Raw genomic sequence first — 19,795 nt, forward strand, 5'->3', positions numbered from 1 at the left:
GCGATAAAGGGCTGCTCGGTTGGCGAGATCGCAATTTTGCGAAATACCGCTGCTGGTACGGTCAGGTCACAGCTGAGCCAGATATATGCCAAGGCCGGCGTGACCAGTCAGTCGATGCTCACCTCGATATTCATTGAGGAGCTTCTCTGAATCCGGTCTGAGATGATTGCTGACGCATTCTCGCTTGCACCGTTGCTGCCATCCTGTAGTTAAAAGCGCATGCGGCAGAAAGAACTCAGACTGGCCTTGATCTGCTATGGCGGTGTTAGTCTGGCGATCTATATGCACGGCATTACCAAGGAAATCTGGAAATTGGCGCAGGCCAGCCGGGATTTTCACGATGGCACGCGGATCGACCAGAGCAGCCGGGGCATTTATTACGATATATTGGAATGGCTGGAGCAGGAAACCGGTACAAGACTGCGGGTGCTGCCGGACATTATTGCCGGGGCCAGCGCCGGCGGGATCAACGGAATATTCCTGTCGCAGGCGATATTGTCGGGCCAGTCGCTTGATCCGCTGACCGATTTGTGGCTCGACACCGCCGATGTCGACAAGCTGCTCGACCCCGATGCGCGGCCGCTGTCGCGTTTCTCCAAATTCTGGGCCGAGCCGATTGCGTGGATGGCGTTGGGCCGAAAGGGCGGTGCGGTTGAACAGACCGTGTCGAAGGAAGCCCGCGAAGAGGTCAAGATGAAGCTCTCGCGTTTCGTCCGCGCGCGCTGGTTTGCGCCGCCCTTTGGCGGCAAGGTGTTCAGCGGTCTGATCTGGGATGCGCTGGCGGCAGTCCGGGCGACCGAGCGCGGGCCGCGCTTGCTGCCGCCGGGCCAGCCGCTCGACCTGTTCGTCACGGTGACCGATTTTGTTGGCCACCCCGAAAAGCTGCAACTGCACAGCCCGCCCGAAGCATTCGAGATGGAACATCGGATTACAATCGGATTTTCAACGAGAGGCAAAAGAGACGATGCCATCGCGGATCCGGCTGCATTGACCTTTGCCGGCCGCGCCACCGCCAGTTTCCCCGGCGCTTTCCCGCCCTTCACGGTGAGAGAGCTGGACGAACTGTTAGCCGACCATGAATATGTCTGGGAAGGCCGCACGGCCTTTCTGAAGCGTGTACTGCCCAACCAGTTTCGCGCCGGGACGGCGGAGGATACGGTGCTGATCGATGGCTCGGTCCTCGCCAATGCGCCCTTTGCGCAGGCGATCGAGGCGTTGAAGAACCGCCCGGCCAAGCGTGAGGTCGACCGGCGCTTCGTCTATATCGATCCGCGCCCCGATCTCGACGTGGCGAAAAGCGACAAGGCGATCCAACGGCTGCAAGCGGCTCAGGAAGCCGAGAATGACGCGCTGCCCGGTTTCTTTTCGACCATTTTTGGGGCTATTTCGAACATTCCCCGCGAACAGCCGATCCGGGACAGTCTCAATGCGATTGCCGGACGGTCCAACCGCATCACCCAGATGCGGCTGATCACCGAAAATTTGCGCGGTGAGGTCGAACAGCATGTCGAAAGCCTGTTTGGACGCACCTTTTTCCTCGACCGGCCGACGGAGGCGCGGGTGGCGGCCTGGCGGCGCAAGTCGCGGGACAAGGCGGCCAAGCTCGCCGGATTTTCGTACAGCGCTTATGGCCACCTCAGGCTTGCGACGGTGATCGAAGATATTGCCCATACGGTGCGACGGACCAAATCCGACCCCAATGGCCATAATCATCCCGGCTTGCGCAGCGCCCTTTGGGCCGAGATACGCCGCTTGGGACTTGACAATGTCGGGCAGAAGAGCGGCGGTCCGACCAAGCTGGCGGCGGAATTTTTCCGGCAGCATGACCTGGGCTACCGGGTCCGCCGGCTCCGCTTCATCGCCCGGCAATTGGCCGAAGATCTCGACCGCGCCAATCCGGCCGATTATGAGGTGATGGAGGTGATGCACGACGTCATCTACGATTGCCTCTCGCTCTATATCGAGCGCGAGACGATCGACTATCTCGGCGATGATTTCGTCGCCTTTGCCGAGCAAGCCGAAGAGCGGCCCGGAGCGATGCTGGATGCGCTGGCCAAGGCCCGCAACCTGACCGCGGCCGACGCGGTCGTCGATGCCAAGCTGGCCGAGGCGCTGGCCGTGATACCGAAAACGGAAAAGCGTTCGATGCTGCTCGCCTTTCTCGGCTTTCCTTTTTACGATATTGCCACGCTGCCGCTGCTGCAGGGCGAAGGGCTGGATGAATTCGATCCGATCAAGGTCGATCGCATCTCTCCCGAAGATGCCAAAACCATCCGCAAAGGCGGCGTCGCGGCGACCTTGAAAGGCATTGAATTCAACAATTTTGGCGCCTTTTTCAGCCGCACCTACCGCGAGAATGACTATCTCTGGGGCCGCCTGCATGGTGCCGACCGGATGATCGACATCATCTTCTCCACCCTGCCCCTGTCGAGGCGGCCCGGTGCCGCCACGGTTCTGGGATTCAAGAAAACCATCTTCCACAAAATCGTCGATGAAGAGGAGCCGCGGCTGACCAAGGTCGCGCCGCTGATTGCCTCGTTGCGCGAGGAAATCGAGAATGCGACGCTGTAACTAGTGCTTATGGTAACTAGTGCTTATGGTCTTCTGCATGATCCGGTTTTTCCAGACTCTTGTAGACCGCCTCGACAAAGGCATCGCCCTTGATGAAGGCGTCGGGATTGACGTCCCATTGCGCCGCCGGTTTCATCGCCTGAACTTCCTGCAATGACTTGCCCTCGCCCTGCGCCTGTTCCACCGCTGCGATGACCGTTTTCATCATATCGCGATAGGCAGTCAGGTCGGCCTTGGTCGCCATCGGGCCGTGGCCGGGAATGATTTTCGTATTGTCATCGACCATCGCCAGCACCTTGTCCGCCGCTGCCAAAATACCGCGCGCATTACCGCCGCTGCTCAAGTCGATGAACGGCAAGGTGACCTTGTTGAAAAACAGATCGCCCATGTGCACCACATTGGCTTTCTTCCAGAAGACGATGCTGTCGCCGTCGGTATGGGCATGTTTCATATGCTGGACATGTATCTCGTCGCCATTGAGGTGCAGCTTTAGCCCGTCATGATAGGTGATCACCGGCAAGGCTTCGGGAGCGGCCGGCGGGACCGTGTCATTGCCCTTGATCAGACGGTCGCGGACATGATCCTGGGCCATGATCAGCACGCCGGTCTGGCCGAGATTCTCGTTGCCGCCGGTATGGTCCCAATGCCAGTGGGTGTTGATCAGATATTTCACCGGACCAGCGCCAAGACCCTTCACCGCGGCCTTGATCTTGTCGGTCAGCGGCGCGAATTGATCGTCGATCAGCACGGTGCCATCCGGACCATAGGAAACACCGATATTGCCACCGGCGCCAAAAAGCACAGCAACACCGTCGGCCAAAGGCTCGGCCTTGATTTCGACCGCAGCGAAACGGTCCGCTTCCTGGGCATTGCTCTCGCTGCAGGCGGAGAGGGCCAGGGAAGATGTTGCGAGCAACAGGGCGGCAAAGGTTCTGGATATCGGTTTTGACATGTAAGGGTCTCCTGTTTTTTCTCGTCAGGCCGGTGCTTGTAGTCGGCTATCGGTTATGCCTGCTCGGTTGGTTTGGGCCCCAGCCTTCGCTGGGGTGACGGTCTATCTTGCGGCATATCATCGAAAATGGTTCGCCGCTATCCCTTGGCAAAAAACATCAGGTTGACCAGCCGGCCATCCTGCGGCGTCTTGCCAAATGCCATCCCGCTATTGTGAAACATCCACGGACTGAACAGGATCAGCCGGTTGAAACGCATCGGCACGGTCATCACCTTCGCCCATTTTGCCGGATGATTGGTGTCCTTGTTGACCACATCCTCGATCAGCGTGTTGATGTCGGAATAGCCGGCTTTCATGATCCCCGGCAGATCCGTCGGAATCCGCTCCAGCCCGGTACGCTTGTGGCGGAAAAAATCGGTCCCGCCTTTGCAATGTTCCGGCAGGGAGAGATAGAGTATGCCCGAATAGAAAGCCGGATCAATATGCACGCCGCTGCGGCCCTTGTCGCCTTTCAGCGTCACCCGGCAATGCAAATGGCTGGCACCCGGCGCGGGCTTGACCGGCGCGTTGATGATGCCGGAGATGCGCTCGTTCAGCCCCTGGATGTCCAGCGGCCCGGTCGAGATATGGCCAGGATAATTGCCATGCTTGTTTTCCGGATCATAATTAAGCGCCAGGGCGGCGTTGCGCGCAGCCAGCGGATCGGCAATAAAATCATCAAGAATGAGCAGTGACGGCAGCATCAAAAAGCGCTTTGTCGGGGCAGGAAAAAGGAAGTTCTTCGCCCGGCATATCGGACATGCTTGTTCATATTAGAGGCCAGTAAACTGATGAACTTTACAAAGTTTACAGGGTTAAAGAATAAAATTCCTGCCTTCCCTTCACCATCAATAATGCGCCGCAACCCACTGGCAAGGTGAGGAAAATAGCGAAGAGATGAGAGGATAGACATTTTGCAACCCTATCATGATAGCATGTTGTAGGACATTATTTTATTGCCCGAGCTCCTCAGATATTGCGCCCCGGCATTGCAATGCAATCTTGTTCAATGATTTAACAGGATTTGGCTGGCCAGTCCCAAGGCAAATATTCAAATATTTTGGCATCATGGGTTAATCAACCGCGGCTCCCGCCGTTCTTAGGTCAGATTGATGATTGAGCAGATATATTCCCTTTCGGATCGGCCCTTGTCCCACCCAGGCCAGATTGATGCGGTGATGATCTCAGCTAGCGAACATCAATTCAGCGGGTCGGGAAGGCTGGTCCCTTCCTGACCCGCTCATATATTGCGGATTGAGATTGTAAATGGACAGGCCGTCTCGTTCGGGCAAGGCAAGGCCTGATTCCCGGATCAGCCCGACAGAATCAGATCAATTTTATCAGTAAATTCCGCCGTCCGACTATCCCGGCAGATATGGCCGGATCGCCGGATGGCCGAGAAAAACATCGGCAGGCTTTCAGGATTGAAAGCCGGCATCGTCGCTTCACTCGGTCAAATCTTCCCATGCATCTTTCAGCTTGCCGAAAAAGCCGGTCGAATTGGGCGTCTCGGCACCGGTCTCGGTAGCCTGAAAGTCGCGCAATATTTGCCGTTGCTGCTTGGACAGCTTGGTCGGCGTTTCGACTTCGATCTGGACGACCATATCACCATTGCCGCGTCCCCGCAGGACCGGCATGCCGGCACCGCGCTGGTGGATCTGCTTGCCGCTCTGTATCCCGGCCGGAATGCGGAGGGCATGTTTTTCACCGTCGAGGCCGGGAATGGTAATTTCCCCGCCCAGCGCCGCCAGCGTGAAGCTGATCGGCGCGCGGGTGAACAGGGTTGTGCCTTCGCGTTCGAAAATATTGTGCCGGATCAGGTGGATGAAAATATAGAGATCGCCAGCAGGGGCGCCACGCGCACCGGCTTCGCCCTTTCCAGACAGACGGATCCGGGTGCCGGTATCGACACCCGCCGGAATCTCGACTTCCAGCGCCTGCGGCTTGTCGACCCGGCCTTCGCCGTAGCAGACATGACAGGGGCTTTCGATCACTTCGCCGCGTCCCTGACAGCTTGTGCAGGTCCGTTCCACTACGAAAAATCCTTGCTGGGCACGCACTTTGCCGTGGCCCTGACAGGTGCCGCAACGCTGGACGCCGGTACCCGGTTCTGCGCCGGAACCGTCACATTCGTCGCAGCCAACCGACACATCTATTTCTATTTCGGTATGCTTGCCGTGATAAGCGTCTTCGAGCGTGATTTCCATATCATAGCGCAAATCCGCGCCACGGGCCGGTCCGCGCTGCTGTTGCTGGCCGCCAAAGCCGCCGCCATTGCCGCCACCGAATATGGTTTCGAAAATATCGCCAATATCGTTAAAACCCGAACCACCGAAACCGCCGCCGCCGGCATTGTTGCCGCCGCCATTGGTGAACGCGGCATGGCCATAGCGATCATAGGCCGCCCGTTTCTGCGGGTCCTTGAGAACTTCATAGGCTTCGCTGATCGCCTTGAACTTGTTTTCTGCTGCTACGTCGCCGGGATTCTTGTCAGGATGCCACTGCATCGCCAGCTTGCGATAGGATGATTTAAGTGTCGCGCCATCACATTCGCGCGAAACGTTTAGTTGCTCATAATAATCGATTTCGGATGCCATACTCATGCTTCCCCCAAAGCGAGAGGATCGTCGTCCCGGCGCAGGCCGGAGCCGCTGGTACTAGGTCCAGCGTCTCCCACCTGCGCGCGCGCGACGTTCCAATATTTACTCAGCCGCCTTGGCGTCATCTTTCTTGTCACTGTCCTCGGAGTCATCGACTTCCGAAAACTCGGCATCGACGACATCATCGTCAGCCGCCTTTGCTGCGGCATCCGCAGCAGCAGCATCACCGGCGTCACCGCCAGCAGCCTGTTCGGCTTCATAGATCTTCTGACCCATTTGCATCGAAACCTGCGCCAGCGCTTCAGACTTGGTCTTCATCGCTTCGGGATCGCCACTTTCAATGGCTTCCTTGGTTTCCTTGACCGCCGCTTCAATCTGGCCTTTCAAGTCGGCGTCAATCTTGTCGCCATGCTCTTCAAGCTGTTTCTCGGTGGTGTGGACCAGGCTTTCCGCGTTGTTCTTGGCTTCCGCCTCGGCACGCCGCTGCTTGTCTTCTTCCGCAAATTTCTCCGCGTCCTGAACCATCTGGTCGATATCGCTATCGCTCAGACCGCCAGAAGCCTGGATCTTGATCTGCTGCTCCTTGCCCGTGCCCTTGTCTTTCGCGGACACGTTGACGATGCCGTTGGCATCGATATCAAAGGTGACATCAATCTGCGGCACGCCGCGTGGTGCGGGTGGAATACCAACCAGATCAAACTGGCCAAGCATCTTGTTGTCCGCCGCCATTTCACGCTCGCCCTGGAAGACACGGATCGTCACCGCGCCCTGATTATCATCAGCAGTCGAATAAACTTGCGACTTTTTCGTCGGGATCGTGGTGTTGCGGTCGATCATGCGGGTGAACACGCCGCCAAGGGTTTCGATACCCAGCGACAATGGTGTCACGTCGAGCAGCAGTACGTCCTTGACGTCGCCCTGCAATACGCCTGCCTGAATGGCAGCGCCCATCGCCACGACTTCATCCGGGTTCACGCCAACATGCGGTTCGCGGCCGAAGAATTTCTCTACGGTTTCACGAACCAGAGGCATGCGGGTCATGCCGCCGACCATCACGACATCATCAATGTCTTTTGCTTCAAGGCCAGCGTCTTTGAGCGCCTTTTTGCAAGGATCGAGGGTCCGCTTGACGAGATCGCCAACCAGCTTTTCAAGATCGGAGCGACTGATCGCCTTGACCAGATGCTTCGGTCCGTTCTGATCTGCGGTGATGAATGGCAGGTTGATTTCGGTCGTCTGCGCACTCGACAGCTCAATCTTCGCTTTTTCGGCAGCTTCCTTGAGACGCTGCAGCGCGAGCTTGTCCTTGGTCAGGTCGATGCTTTCGGCCTTTTTGAAGTCAGCGGCGAGAAACTCGACCAGCTTGGCATCAAAATCTTCACCGCCGAGGAACGTGTCGCCGTTGGTTGATTTGACTTCGAAAACGCCGTCGCCAATTTCGAGGATCGAAATATCAAAGGTACCGCCGCCAAGGTCATAGACAGCAATGGTCTTGCCATCATTCTTGTCGAGGCCATAAGCCAGCGCCGCAGCGGTTGGCTCGTTGATGATACGCAACACTTCGAGGCCGGCGATCCTGCCGGCATCCTTGGTTGCCTGACGCTGGGCGTCGTTAAAATAGGCTGGAGTGGTAATCACCGCCTGGGTTACAGTTTCGCCGAGATAGGCTTCTGCCGTCTCTTTCATTTTCTGCAAAGTATAGGCAGAAATCTGCGACGGGCTGTAATCTTCGCCGCCTGCTTTTACCCAAGCATCGCCGTTTGAACCCTTGACGATCTGATAGGGAACCAATTCCATGTCTTTCTTTGTCATCGGATCATCGAACCGGCGACCAATGAGACGCTTCACAGCGAAAATCGTGCTTTCCGGATTGGTGACGGCCTGCCGCTTGGCTGGCTGACCAATCAGGCGCTCGCCATCCTTAGTGAATGCGACGACAGACGGGGTGGTCCGCGCGCCTTCCGAATTTTCAATCACTTTTGGCTTGCCGCCATCCATAACGGCAACACAGCTGTTGGTGGTGCCGAGATCAATTCCGATTACTTTACCCATAAATCCCTCAATCAATTTTCTAACATTAGCAAAATTGCCGCCCGGCCCTAATTCAAGTGGCACCGTTACGGCTTCGTCAAGCGATATAGGTGGCATTTTTCTTGGCACAAGACGTGAGTCCTCCTACATTTGAAAAATCAACGCAAAACACCCATATCGGGACAGATTTACAACGGTTTAACGAGGTATCACAATGAACAAGATCTCCATCATGCTCGCGGCATCCGCATCATTCTTGCTCGTCTCTTGCGGTCAGGGAGACATACTTTTCGCTGACAAAGCGGTGGTCAATCTGTCTCCCGTGGAAGGCAACCCGTCGGCTGGCTATATGAATCTGCATGGTGGCCGCGTCGACGTTGCGCTGGTTGGTGTCACATCCGACGATGTGCTGCGCATGGAGATGCACGAGACGGTCGAAAAAGATGGCATGGCGAGCATGGCCAAGCTGAAGTCCATTCCGGTGCCAGCAGGAAAAACAGTTAAGCTGGAGCCAGGCGGGAAGCATTTGATGATCTGGGGCGTAGGCGAAGGGTCAAAGAAACGCGGACTGCTGACCATGACATTAATCTATTCGAACAATGACCGCATCGAGATCAACGCCGTGGTCAAAAATGCCGGCGAGGCTGCACCCGCTGTTGAATGATCAGATATTTCGAGGTCCGGGCCGATGACCAGCCGCGCGCTGACCGCTGCCGAAGTCTCGCTATGCCTGTCGGTTTTCGGGCAAGCCATCGACTATGGTCAGGTGACCATCTTCAACCGCAAATGGTGGCTGTTTCAGAACCGGCGAGTCACCATGGCCCCGGATGGCAACCTCTGGTTTCATCCAAAAAACGATCTGTTCTGCGACGATTTTTGCGGGTCGCCGCGCAATGTCCAGGCGCTGTTCATCCACGAAATGGCGCATGTCTGGCAGCATCAGCAGGGCGTATTTCTGCCGCTGGCGCGTCATCCTTTCTCTCGCTACGACTATGAACTGCAACCCGGGAAAGCTTTCGCCGAATATGGCATCGAACAGCAGGCCGAGATTGTCAGCCACTTTTTCCTGCTAAAAACCGGGGCGAGATTGAAAAATGGCTATAGCATTGCCGACTACCATGGATTGCTGCCCTTTTAGGACGTCATTCAGGCAGAAAAACAGATGGCCAGAAAGCGCTGCTTCCTGGCCATTATGATTCCGTTCAAATTGCCCGTCGCCTAGAAACGATAGGCCAGTCCGGCGCTGATCACCCATGGATCGATCCGGTGGCGGGTCCGCAATATTTCGGTGGCGCCGGCGAACCAGCGGGCCGTGGTGTTTACGAAATAGCGTTTCGCATCGACGCTCAGCCCCAGCCCCTTGTCGTTGATCGGCAGATCAAAGCCTGCCTGCAAGGCGAACCCGAGCTTGTCGTTCATTTTCTGCCGCGTGGCGCCCAGTGCCTGAACCGTGTCACCGGCCTTTTCATCGATGAAAATGAAATAGGTGGGTCCGACACCGACATAGGGTTTGAAACCGCTGCCGTCGCCAAAATGATATTTTGCGGTCAGCGTTGCCGGTATGATATTTGCGTTCGACACCAGCCCAGCACCATCCAGGGGTCCGGTACCGGTGACATCATGCTGGGTGACGCAGCAGATGGTTTCCAGCGAAATATTCGGGGTGAAGAAATATTCGGCGGCGATGGTGGGAATAAAATTGTCATCGGCCTTGGTCTGTGTGCCAGCGGGCAATCCGATATTGTCCAGTTCGATGGAAGTGATCTTGCCATCGGGAGCAACCAGCGTCGCCATCGCCTTGATCTGGATCTTGCCATCGCTGGACCCGGCGATCGCCGATCCACTCATCGCCAGCGCTGCCGCTGCTGCGGTCAATTTTAGCACATTTTTCATAATCTACGTCCCTATTGATTTTATTGTGTTTTTTATGATCTCTGACCGCAGCCATTAGCTTGGCGATAAAGTGGCGGACATACGCAATTTCCCTGATGGGAAGACCGAGAAATCCGAGCTTCCCGGTCAGGCGATAATCATGGGTGAATCGGGCTTAATGCGCGCTGGGCTGCGGCAATCTTGTCCTTGATCAACAAGCGCACGCGTTTCAGCTGGCGCATTTCCTGCTGGCGGCCATGAGCCTTGCAATTGTCAATCAGGCGATTCAATCGCCGATGCCTGAGCTTCAACGTTTCCAGATAATTTTGCATGTCAATCTCCTTGAGAAGGTCGACAATATGGATAAGCCAACGATTGATCTAATCGAAAGATATGTGGATTATTGATCGAATATATCTATCGGGATAGAGGTATGACGAGAGCCGCCCTGGTCGATCCGCCGCTAGCAGTTTACGGCAGCAGCCCCAGTTTCGCGCGCATCATCCAGCGGGCCAGCATCAGCACCGCGACCACAGCCAGTCCCCCGGCCAGTCCGGTCCAGATACCGACGCCTTCCCAGCCTTGCCAGAAAGCGAGACTGGCACCCAGGCCGATACCGATGAACCAATAGCCCATCAGCGCGAACAGCATCGGCATCGTCGTATCGTGCAGGCCGCGGAGCATGCCGGCACCAACGACCTGGGCGCCGTCGACAATCTGGAAGATGGCGGCAATGGCCAGGAAACTGACCGCGAGCGCCGCGACCTCGGCATTCCCGGGTGCGCTGGCGTCGATGAACATCGAGATCAGAAAATCGGGCGCAAGGACGAAGACGAGCGCCATTGCTGCCATGAAGGAGGTGCCGAGAATGAAACTGACCCATCCCGCGCGCATGATGCCGGCCCGGTTTTTCCGGCCATATTGTATGCCGACGCGCACCGTGGCCGCCTGTCCCAGGCCCATTGGCACCATGAATGTCAGCGCGGCCAGCTGCAATGCAATCGCATGAGCCGCCACGGATTCAGCGCTGATCAGCCCCATGAGCAAGGCGGCAAAGCCGAATACCGAGCCTTCCAGACCCATGGTGATGGCAATCGGCATGCCGAGCTTCCACATCGTCCGGAACCGCTGCCAGTCGCTGCGCCAGAAACGCCCAAACAGATGATAGCGACGGAAGCGCTTGTGGCGCATCACGACCAGCGCCATCCCGGCGAACATCAGGACATTGGTCATCACGCTGCCAATGCCGGCACCAATGACGCCAAATTCCGGCACGCCGAACTTTCCGAAAATCAGCGCATAGTTGAACAAGGCATTGGACAATACGCCAATGATACTGATGATCAGCGCCCATACCGGCTGTTCCAGCGCCGAAATGAAATTGCGCAGGATGATGAAGAACAGAAACGGCAGGATCGACCACATATAGGCGCTGATATAGGTCCCGGCGATTGCCGCGAGATCCGGCTGCTGGCCGAAGGTCAGCAATATGGCTTCGGTATTCCAGAGCAGAATCCAGAAGGGCAGCAGAACCGCCGCTGCGGTCCACATTGCCTGCCGGAAGGTACGGCGGACGTCGCGAACGCTGTGCTGCATCCGGCCGATTTCGGTCGCCATCATCGGTGCGGAAGCGGTGATCAGCCCCATGCAGAAAATCGCTGCAGTCATCGCCAGATTGAAACCGAGTGTCGCCGCCGCCAATTCGCGCGCACCGAGCCAGCCGAGCATCAGCACATCGGTTGCCCCGATCAGTGCCATGGTCAGGTTCGACAGGATCAGCGGCCAGGCAAGCGCAATCGTGACGCGCAGTTCATGCCGCCAAGGGTGATGCTGTTGCAGGCTAAGGGACGCGCCAGTCATCGGCGGGCGTTAGCCCAAGCCGCGCTGCTAGGCCAGTGAAACTGGGTGCTGGTCTAAAGGTCCAAGAAATTATCTCGGGTCTTTGGGATAGCCCCTGAGTCCGTAGCAATCATCGTCCAGTCGTCCGTTGCGGTCATAGCCGTCACAGCCGTCATTCTTGTCGATGAAATAGCCGGCAGCTGCTCCGGCTGCGGCGCCAATGGCGGCACCTTCCAGCACGTCACCGCCGGTGATTGCGCCAATCGCCGCACCCGCTGCTGCGCCGGCTCCGGCGCCTTCAACCGCATAATTTTCGGCACAGGCAGACAGGCTGAGCGCCGCTATGCCGGCGGTTCCGGCCAGTGCCAGTTTTCTTGCCAATATGATCATCATGATTCTCCTCAAGATATGCCCCTCAGGCGGCATAGCACATCAATCCTGCAATAGTTGCTGCAAAATAAATGGTTCGAGCCTGCTCGCGGTCAGGCCGCGGCGAACCGTGACGGTGGACCCGAAGCAATTTGAGTTTGCCCGATCTGATTTCATTTGATACCATCCTGCCATTGAGCAAGCGGCCCAACCCGCGCTTGCGCAAGTGGTGACCCTATGAAATTGTCAGATTATGATATGTCCGCATCGCGCGGATTCCTCTCGCATTTCGAAATTGTCGATATTGACCTTCCCGATATTTTTGCCCCTGTCCAGCAGGCCGCAGAAAATCTGTCCGGCCTGATGACCACCGGCCGGGTCCGGCACTGGCTGGAACAACTGCCCGCGCTTGATCTCGCGGAATGGGCGGCCAACGCGCCGGAGGAGCAGGTCCGGGTGGCGATGGTCCGCTATTCCTTTCTGGTCCAGGCCTATGTCTGGGGCGAAAGCGAAGCGCCGACCGCCCTGCCCGCCAATCTCGCCCGTCCGATGGTGGCGCTGGCCGACCGCCTCGATCAGGCACCTTTGCTGCCCTATAGCGGCTATGTGCTCGACAATTGGGCGCGGCTGGACCGCGACAGTCCGATCGGCCTCGACAATGTCTATATGGTACAGAATTTCCTCGGCGGAGCCGATGAAAACTGGTTTGTCCTGATCCATGTCGCGATCGAGGCGGCAGCAGGGCCGCTGCTGGACCTTGCCTGCGATCTGGTCGCAGCAGCCCAGGCGGAAGATACCGCCAGAGCAACGGCGCTACTCGAAGAAATGGACGGCCATTGGGACGCGGTGAACGCGATATTCGACCGGATGCCGGACCGCTGCGATCCCTATATATATTATCAGCGAGTGCGGCCCTATATCCACGGCTGGGCCAATAATCCGGCGCTGCCTGATGGCCTGATTTACGAGGGCGTCGAAAAATATCAGGGCAAGGGCCAGGTTTTTCGCGGCCAGACCGGCTCGCAAAGCTCGATCGTGCCGAGCATGGATGCCTTGTTTCAGGTGCGCCATGAAAATGACCCTTTACGCACCTATCTCGACGAGCTGCACGCTTATCGTCCGGTCCAGCATCGCCGCTATATCGAGGATTTGCGCGAACAGAGCCAATTGCGCGAATTTGCCATTGCCAGCGGCGATGCGGCGCTCAGAAAGGCGTTCAATGCCAGCGTCGAGCAGGTTGCACGCTTCCGCACGAGGCATCTGGAATATGCGGCCAGCTATATCAACAAGCAGGCGGTGAACGGCAAGGGCAATGATACCGAGGTTGGCACCGGCGGCACCCCGTTCATGAAATATCTGAAAAAGCACCGCGATGAAAACCGCGCGCAGGTAATTTGATCGGGTCTTTCCAGCCCAAGCCTGGACAACGGATTTAGCAGTTGCACCTCTGACTTGACCTCTGCCATGAGGCAGCGGTCAAGTGTTGGGGGACATTCATGCTATCGGCAATCGGACTTATCGGCGGACTGGGACTGCTCATCTGGATGACGGTGCGCGGGGTCAATATCCTGATCGCCGGCCCGGTCGCTGCGGCGATTGTCGCATTCACCAGCGGCATTGCCTGGCTGCCGCCGCTCGCTTTGGAAGGCGCGCCGGATTTTGCCACCGCCTATATGGACGGCTTTGTCGGCTTTTTCAAAAGCTGGTTCTTCATGTTCCTGCTCGGGGCGATATTCGGCGAGATCATGGGCGCCAGCGGCGCTGCGGCCAGCGTCGCCCATTGGGTGATCGAGAAGATCGGCATCAAACATGCGGTACTCGCCGTGGTCGCCGCTTGTGCGATCCTGACCTATGGCGGGGTCAGCGTGTTCATCGTGTCGTTCAGCGTCTATTCGCTGGCGGTGCATCTGTTTCGCGAGGCCGATCTGCCCAGAAGGTTCATCCCCGGCGCGCTCGCCTTCGGGTCGGTCACCTTCACCATGACCAGCGCCGGCAGCCCGGAAATCCAGAATCTGATCCCGATGGAATATCTCGGCACCAATGCTTATGCCGGCTGGCAGGTCAGTCTGGTCGTCGCGCTGTTCATGGCCGTGACCGGGCATTTTTGGCTCAACCATATGGTCAAGCGCGCCGTCGCCAAGGGCGAGCATTTTGTCGGCCGCGAAAGCGATGACCATAATACCGACTATGGCAACCTGCCCGCGCCGCTGCTCTGCATCCTGCCGCTGGTCGTGGTACTGACGATCTTCCTGGTCTTTCAATATCCGCAGGATATGGGTCCGCTGTCGGCGATCCTGCCGCAGGAATCACTCGACAAATGGGCGCTGGTCGCAGCGCTGGGTTCGGGGGCGATTGTCGCGCTCGCAGTCGGCTATCAGAAGCTGAAATCGATGCCGGAAGCCTTTTCGCGCGGCGCAACCAGCGCGGTGGTCGCGATCACCAACACCTGCGCGGTGGTCGGATTTGGTTCCGTCGCCAAGCTGTCGCCGGCGTTTCAGGAAGCCTTGGTCATGGTGCAGAATATTCCGGGCAGCCCGCTGATCGGGGCGGCCGTTGCCGTCACCGTGATCGCGGGTCTGACCGGCTCCGCATCCGGTGGCCAGTCGATCGCCCTGCCGCTGATCGCGCCCCATTATATGGATGCCGGCGCGGTGCCGGACGAGCTTCACCGGGTTGTCGCCATTTCCTCCGGCGCGCTCGATAGCCTGCCGCACAATGGCTATGTCGTGACCACGATACGCGCGGTTTGCGGGGAGACGCACAAGGATGCCTATGGCGCGGTTGGCGCGCTAACCGTGGTGATACCGGTAGTCGGGACGATCATCGCTGTGATATTGTTCACGATGTTCTGATGTCCGTGACAACCCGTCGCTACCGCCCCGAAGACCGGCAGGCGTTCATCGATCTCAACCGCGACTGGATCGAGGAATATTTCGTCCTCGAAGACAGCGACCGGGAGCAACTGGAAGAATTGGAAGCATCTATCCTTGATAAGGGCGGTCAGATTATCGTCGCCCTGCTCGACGACAGGGTAGTCGGAACCGGCGCGATCCTGCCGCCGCATCATGATCCGGGCGATGGCCGCCAATGGCTGGAAATCATCAAGATGGCGGCGCAAAAAGAGCTGCGCGGACAGGGTATCGGACGGGCTGTGCTTGACGCGCTGATTGCCGAGGGCCGGTCGATGGATGCCGATGCCGTCTGGCTGGAGACCAATGCAGAGCTGAAAGCCGCAATCCGTCTGTATGAACGGTGCGGCTTCCGGCATCTGGCTAGCGATGATCTGTGGCCGACGCCTTATGCGCGGTGCAATGTGCAGATGGTTTTGGAATTTTCATCCGTCGCCCCAGCGCAGGCTGGGGCCTAGCCCAAATTTCAGTGGAACACCTCAGCCGTGCTGGATCCCAGCCTGCGCTGGGATGACGAATTATTTCAAGCGTTCGATCCTGCTCGCGGCCTCGTCGATGATCGCGGTGACTTCCAGGATCTTGTCCGATCCCTTTTCCTCGTCTGCCAGCCGGATGCCGATGGCGCTTTTGAGATTGTGCATGGCGCGGCGAACGGATGCGCCATCGCTGGCCTCACCCATTCTCGACACACCTTCCAGCCGTTCGAGAATCTCGGCGATATGCGCCTCGTCCTCGGCCAGCCGGGCGGAGCCAGCCTTGGTGATCGAATAGACTTTCTTGCCGTCATCATCGACCGCTTCGTCAATCAGGTCCATTTCCGCCATCAGAGTCAGGGTCGGATAGACGATGCCCGGACTGGGCGCATATTGGCCACCGGTCAGTTCCTCGATCTGGCGGATCAGGTCATAGCCGTGCCGTGGTTCCTCGGCGATCAGGTGCAATAGCACCATCCGCAGTTCGCCGCGCCGGAACATCCGCGCCCGCCTTTTGCCCTTCACCCCTTCAAAGGCGGCCTGGGCAAAGGCCCGGGCAAATTTCTCGCCGGTCATCCCGCTGCGCCCGCGGCCGCGGCCAGAACCACGGGGGCCGCCGGGTCCAAATTTCATTCCATGTCTCATATTCGAGTCTTTCTTCATATCTAAGTTGATACTAAGATATATCTTAAATAGACCTTTGCAACAGGAATATGGCAAAAAATATACAAGAGTTTGAAAGTTCGTCACAATATTTCGCAGATTCTGACAACCGGCAACAACCGTGACCTGCGTGAAAGACATTGGACTAATCATCACAAGCTGTTAATCGAACAGTTAAAGTCTAGATGGAGCGAACAATGGAAACCCCAATTCACGGCCAGTGCGATTCCCGTTTTGAACCGGTAAAAATGGCCTTCGAGAAAAATTTTCGCGAGCATGGCGATCTCGGCGCTTCGGTGGCGATCACGCTGGACGGCAAATTTGTCGTCGATCTGTGGGGCGGACATCTCGACGAGGAGCGAACCGACCCGTGGCAGGAAGATACGCTGGTCAATGTCTGGTCGAGCACCAAGACGATGGCGGCGATGTCGCTGTTGCTGCTCGCCGATCGCGGCGAGGTTGACCTTCATGCACCAGCGGCAAAATATTGGCCGGAATTTGCCCAAAATGGCAAAAAAGCGGTCGAAGTCAGACATTTTCTCAGCCACACCGCCGGTCTTTCCGGCATGGACAGGAAGGTCGAGGGCGAGGCGCTCTATGACTGGGAATGGATGACCACGGCGCTGGCGAAACAGGAACCGTGGTGGAAACCGGGCACCCAGTCGGGCTATCACGCCCTGACCCAGGGCCATTTGATCGGCGAAATCGTTCGCCGGGTAACCGGGCAGACGATCGGCAATTTCTTCCGTCAGGAAATCGCCGAGCCGACCGGCGCGGATTTTCATATTGGCGCGGACGAAGCGCTCGACAAGCGGATCGGCAATCTTGTCCCGCCCAAAAGCGGGCCTTCCCCCAATCCGAAATCGATCGCCGGCCGCACCTTCTCCAATCCCGGTGTCGATGCCACCGAACCGAGAAACCGGGCCTGGCGAGCGGCAGAAATCCCTGCGGCCAATGGTCAGGGCAATGCCCGCAGCATCGTCCGCGCGCAGACCGCCATGGCCAATGGCGGCGAAGCATTTGGCAAGACGATCATGTCGGAAGCCGGCACCAGAAGGATTTTCGAGAAACAGTCCGAAGGCGTCGATCTGGTGCTCGGCCTGCCGCTGACCTTTGGCATGGGCTATGGCCTGAACAACCCGGCCACACCGATCAGCCCCAATAGCAACACCTGTTACTGGGGCGGCTATGGCGGATCATCGGTGATCATCGATCAGGACGCGCGGCTTTGCTTTTCCTATGTCATGAACAAGATGGAAAGCGGTCTGTTGGGCGATCCGAGGGGATTTGGCCTGGCTGCCGCCATGTATATGTCGATGGCTTGACGGAAGGCTGCACCCCGCATCCCATAATGGCTAGTCGGCAGAGCGCATCGCTCTCGCTAGAACATCATCTCAACCTTTCAGGATAGAGGCCGATATGGATCTGGGAATTGCGGGAAAAATTGCGCTGGTCAATGGCGGTAGCGCCGGGCTGGGTCGCGGAGCGGCGCTGGCGCTGGCGAGAGAAAAGACCGAATTGTTCGTCACCGCCCGTGGCGAAGAGCGGCTGATGCAATGTTGCGAAGACATCGCCCGCGAAACCGGCGCCAATATCACCCCGATCGTCGCCGATCACAGCAGCGACGAAGGCCGCGAGAAGATCCTTTCCATCTGCCCCAGCCCGGACATATTGGTAGCGACCTGCTCACCGCCGCCGTTTAGCGGAGATTTTCGCACCGTTGGCCGGGCAGAATGGGAAGAAGCGCTGTCGCTCACCCTGCTCAGCCCGGTCGAATTTATCAAGGCGGTGATCGACGGAATGGTTGAACGCAAATGGGGCCGGATCGTCAATATCGCCACCGGCGCGGCCAAATATCCCGCCGCCATGCGGGTGCTTTCGGGACCGCCGCGCGCAGCGCTGGTCAATTATACGGTGGCGGTGGCGAAACAGGTCGCCAAACATGGCGTGACGATCAACAATATCCTGCCCGGCATGCACCACACACCCGGGATAAGGGATATGTTCGACAGCCAGGCGGAAGCCAATGGCACCAGCTATGACGAGGAAGTCGCGAAATTCGTCAAGCAGGTGCGGATACCGGTCGGGCGCTTTGGCGATGCCGAGGACATGGGCATGTTTGTTGCGATGTTCTGCAGCGAAATGGCCGGCTATGCCACCGGGCAGAGCCTCGTTGTCGATGGCGGCATGGGCAATTCTATTTTTTAGAATCGCATATCGGCTTCTGGCCTCTGAACGCCGTCGGACGCTCTACTTCGGCACCACCCGCAAAATCTTGCTGGCCGGGCCGCTTTGATCTTCGGTCAGCAGATACAGAAATCCGTCAGGACCGGTTCTGACATCACGAAAGCGCGTGTCGAGCTCCCCAAATAGTTCCGTCTGCTTGCCGAGCGAACCGTCAGCATTCATATTCACATGGCGAACATGTTTGAGCGCCAGCGCCGAAAGGAAGAGATCACCGTTCCAGTCGGGGAAAGCCGCGCCAGAATATTGAGCAAAGCCTGACGGAGCGATCGACGGCGTGAAATGCACCAGCGACTGTTCGGTTCCGGCGAACGCTTCATAAGGGGAAATGCGGCCACCGGAATAATCCAGCCCGTAAGATGCTGTCGGCCAGCCATAGTTGGCACCGCGCTTGATCTCGTTGATTTCATCACCGCCCGCCGGGCCATGTTCATTTTCAAAGATACGCCCGTCAGCCGCCAGAATGATTCCCTGCGGATTGCGGTGACCGTAGCTCCAGATTTCCGGCAACGCGCCTTGCTTTCCGACAAAGGGATTGTCCGCTGGCACCGAACCATCGTCATTCAACCGGATGATTTTGCCGAAATGACTGTCCAGCTTTTGCGCCTGTTCGCGAAAGTGGAACGCATCGCCCACCGGCATCATCAACGTCCCGTCGGGAAGGAAGATGATCCGCGCGCCATAGTGATTGCCCTGCACCCGGCTGGGCGAGGCAGCGAATATCTGCTTGCCGTTGCTGATCCGCGGTTGGCCATCGCTATCGCTATATTCAAATCGCATCAGCAGAAGCGTGTTTTTGCCATCGTCCTGCTCGGCCGCATAAGATATATATATCAAGCCATTTTCTGCAAAGTCTGGGTGCAAAGCCACGTCGAACAGGCCTGCCTGCGCGCCCGAAGCATTGTGCACTTTCGGATACTCATCGCCGCTGGCAAAATCATAGACAAGCACGGTTGTCCCATCGGGCGCGACCTGCTTGAGCTTGCCGCTGCGTTCGGTCACCAGCATGTTGCCATCCGGCAAGAACGCGAGCGACCATGGGTGATCGAGCCCGTCCGCGACTGTTTCGAGCGTATAATTGACCGGAGCCGCATCGGCACGGCCAGCGGCTTCACTGGTTTTCGTACCGTTGGAAGAGGCCCCCTGGTTCGAACAGGCCGCCAACGCGCCCATTGCGACAACGGAAAGGATGATCTTTAAATTTCGCATGCTGGCCCCCTGTTTGATCGCACA

18 protein-coding genes are annotated in these 19,795 nt (G+C 57.7%); 8 read left to right on the forward strand and 10 right to left on the reverse strand.

The window, feature by feature from the left end; translation table 11 throughout:
- Positions 1 to 219: 219 nt before the first annotated feature.
- Entirely contained in the window at positions 220 to 2,571 is a 2,352-nt protein-coding gene (locus V7665_RS05330; protein WP_335663500.1) for a patatin-like protein, read from the forward strand.
- Between the two features lie 16 nt (positions 2,572 to 2,587).
- Here the strand turns inward: V7665_RS05330 and V7665_RS05335 are convergent, their stop codons facing one another.
- The 4 genes from V7665_RS05335 to dnaK all read right to left on the reverse strand — a co-directional run bounded on the left by V7665_RS05335 (position 2,588) and on the right by dnaK (position 8,214).
- The gene (locus V7665_RS05335) at positions 2,588 to 3,523 is read right to left on the reverse strand and encodes an MBL fold metallo-hydrolase (RefSeq protein ID WP_335663501.1); all 936 of its coding nucleotides are present in this window, start codon (positions 3,521 to 3,523) and stop codon (positions 2,588 to 2,590) included.
- A 137-nt stretch (positions 3,524 to 3,660) separates the two neighbouring features.
- Positions 3,661 to 4,266: a DUF6445 family protein gene (locus V7665_RS05340; protein WP_335663502.1), complete on the reverse strand. Its 606-nt coding sequence runs from the start codon at positions 4,264 to 4,266 to the stop codon at positions 3,661 to 3,663.
- Between the two features lie 741 nt (positions 4,267 to 5,007).
- The gene (gene dnaJ / locus V7665_RS05345) at positions 5,008 to 6,159 is read right to left on the reverse strand and encodes a molecular chaperone DnaJ (protein ID WP_335663518.1); all 1,152 of its coding nucleotides are present in this window, start codon (positions 6,157 to 6,159) and stop codon (positions 5,008 to 5,010) included.
- A 105-nt stretch (positions 6,160 to 6,264) separates the two neighbouring features.
- Positions 6,265 to 8,214, reverse strand: coding sequence for a molecular chaperone DnaK (gene dnaK, locus V7665_RS05350; RefSeq protein WP_335663503.1), 1,950 nt, complete (start codon positions 8,212 to 8,214; stop codon positions 6,265 to 6,267).
- 193 nt (positions 8,215 to 8,407) lie between these two features.
- Here dnaK and V7665_RS05355 point away from each other — a divergent pair, with 193 nt between their 5' ends.
- Both V7665_RS05355 and V7665_RS05360 read left to right on the forward strand, forming a co-directional pair.
- Positions 8,408 to 8,857, forward strand: coding sequence for a copper chaperone PCu(A)C (locus V7665_RS05355; protein WP_335663504.1), 450 nt, complete (start codon positions 8,408 to 8,410; stop codon positions 8,855 to 8,857).
- Between the two features lie 24 nt (positions 8,858 to 8,881).
- Positions 8,882 to 9,331, forward strand: coding sequence for a vgr related protein (locus V7665_RS05360; RefSeq protein WP_335663505.1), 450 nt, complete (start codon positions 8,882 to 8,884; stop codon positions 9,329 to 9,331).
- 80 nt (positions 9,332 to 9,411) lie between these two features.
- Here the strand turns inward: V7665_RS05360 and V7665_RS05365 are convergent, their stop codons facing one another.
- From V7665_RS05365 to V7665_RS05380, 4 genes are all read right to left on the reverse strand, one after another.
- Complete coding sequence (locus tag V7665_RS05365; RefSeq protein WP_335663506.1) at positions 9,412 to 10,086, reverse strand: OmpW/AlkL family protein; 675 nt, start codon at positions 10,084 to 10,086, stop codon at positions 9,412 to 9,414.
- Between the two features lie 137 nt (positions 10,087 to 10,223).
- Positions 10,224 to 10,397, reverse strand: a complete 174-nt coding sequence (locus V7665_RS05370) for a YdcH family protein (RefSeq protein ID WP_335663507.1) — start codon at positions 10,395 to 10,397, stop codon at positions 10,224 to 10,226.
- A gap of 139 nt (positions 10,398 to 10,536) precedes the next feature.
- Positions 10,537 to 11,925 carry an MATE family efflux transporter gene (locus V7665_RS05375; protein ID WP_335663508.1) on the reverse strand — a complete coding sequence of 463 codons (1,389 nt, stop codon included), beginning with the start codon at positions 11,923 to 11,925 and terminating at the stop codon, positions 10,537 to 10,539.
- Positions 11,926 to 11,994: 69 nt separating this feature from the next.
- The gene (locus tag V7665_RS05380; protein WP_335663509.1) at positions 11,995 to 12,297 is read right to left on the reverse strand and encodes a YMGG-like glycine zipper-containing protein; all 303 of its coding nucleotides are present in this window, start codon (positions 12,295 to 12,297) and stop codon (positions 11,995 to 11,997) included.
- A gap of 213 nt (positions 12,298 to 12,510) precedes the next feature.
- Between V7665_RS05380 and V7665_RS05385 the strand changes: the two genes are divergently transcribed.
- From V7665_RS05385 to V7665_RS05395, 3 genes are all read left to right on the forward strand, one after another.
- On the forward strand, positions 12,511 to 13,671 hold the full coding sequence (locus V7665_RS05385) for an indoleamine 2,3-dioxygenase (protein ID WP_335663510.1): 1,161 nt from the start codon (positions 12,511 to 12,513) through the stop codon (positions 13,669 to 13,671).
- A gap of 98 nt (positions 13,672 to 13,769) precedes the next feature.
- Complete coding sequence (locus V7665_RS05390) at positions 13,770 to 15,125, forward strand: GntP family permease (RefSeq protein ID WP_335663511.1); 1,356 nt, start codon at positions 13,770 to 13,772, stop codon at positions 15,123 to 15,125.
- On the forward strand, positions 15,125 to 15,640 hold the full coding sequence (locus V7665_RS05395; protein WP_335663512.1) for a GNAT family N-acetyltransferase: 516 nt from the start codon (positions 15,125 to 15,127) through the stop codon (positions 15,638 to 15,640). Before V7665_RS05390 ends, V7665_RS05395 begins: the two co-directional genes overlap by 1 nt.
- 60 nt (positions 15,641 to 15,700) lie before the next feature.
- On the opposite strand, the gene V7665_RS05400 is transcribed toward V7665_RS05395, so the two are convergent.
- Entirely contained in the window at positions 15,701 to 16,288 is a 588-nt protein-coding gene (locus tag V7665_RS05400; RefSeq protein WP_335663513.1) for a PadR family transcriptional regulator, read from the reverse strand.
- A 227-nt stretch (positions 16,289 to 16,515) separates the two neighbouring features.
- Here V7665_RS05400 and V7665_RS05405 point away from each other — a divergent pair, with 227 nt between their 5' ends.
- Together V7665_RS05405 and V7665_RS05410 are read left to right on the forward strand one after the other, a co-directional pair.
- The gene (locus V7665_RS05405) at positions 16,516 to 17,643 is read left to right on the forward strand and encodes a serine hydrolase domain-containing protein (RefSeq protein ID WP_335663514.1); all 1,128 of its coding nucleotides are present in this window, start codon (positions 16,516 to 16,518) and stop codon (positions 17,641 to 17,643) included.
- Between the two features lie 94 nt (positions 17,644 to 17,737).
- Positions 17,738 to 18,526 (forward strand): SDR family oxidoreductase, encoded by a 789-nt coding sequence (locus tag V7665_RS05410; protein WP_335663515.1) that lies wholly within the window; start codon positions 17,738 to 17,740, stop codon positions 18,524 to 18,526.
- A gap of 42 nt (positions 18,527 to 18,568) precedes the next feature.
- On the opposite strand, the gene V7665_RS05415 is transcribed toward V7665_RS05410, so the two are convergent.
- On the reverse strand, positions 18,569 to 19,795 hold a 1,227-nt coding region (locus tag V7665_RS05415; protein ID WP_335663516.1), incomplete at its 5' end, for a PQQ-dependent sugar dehydrogenase.

Source organism: Parasphingorhabdus sp. (assembly GCF_036964675.1).
Taxonomy (GTDB): Bacteria; Pseudomonadota; Alphaproteobacteria; order Sphingomonadales; family Sphingomonadaceae; genus Parasphingorhabdus.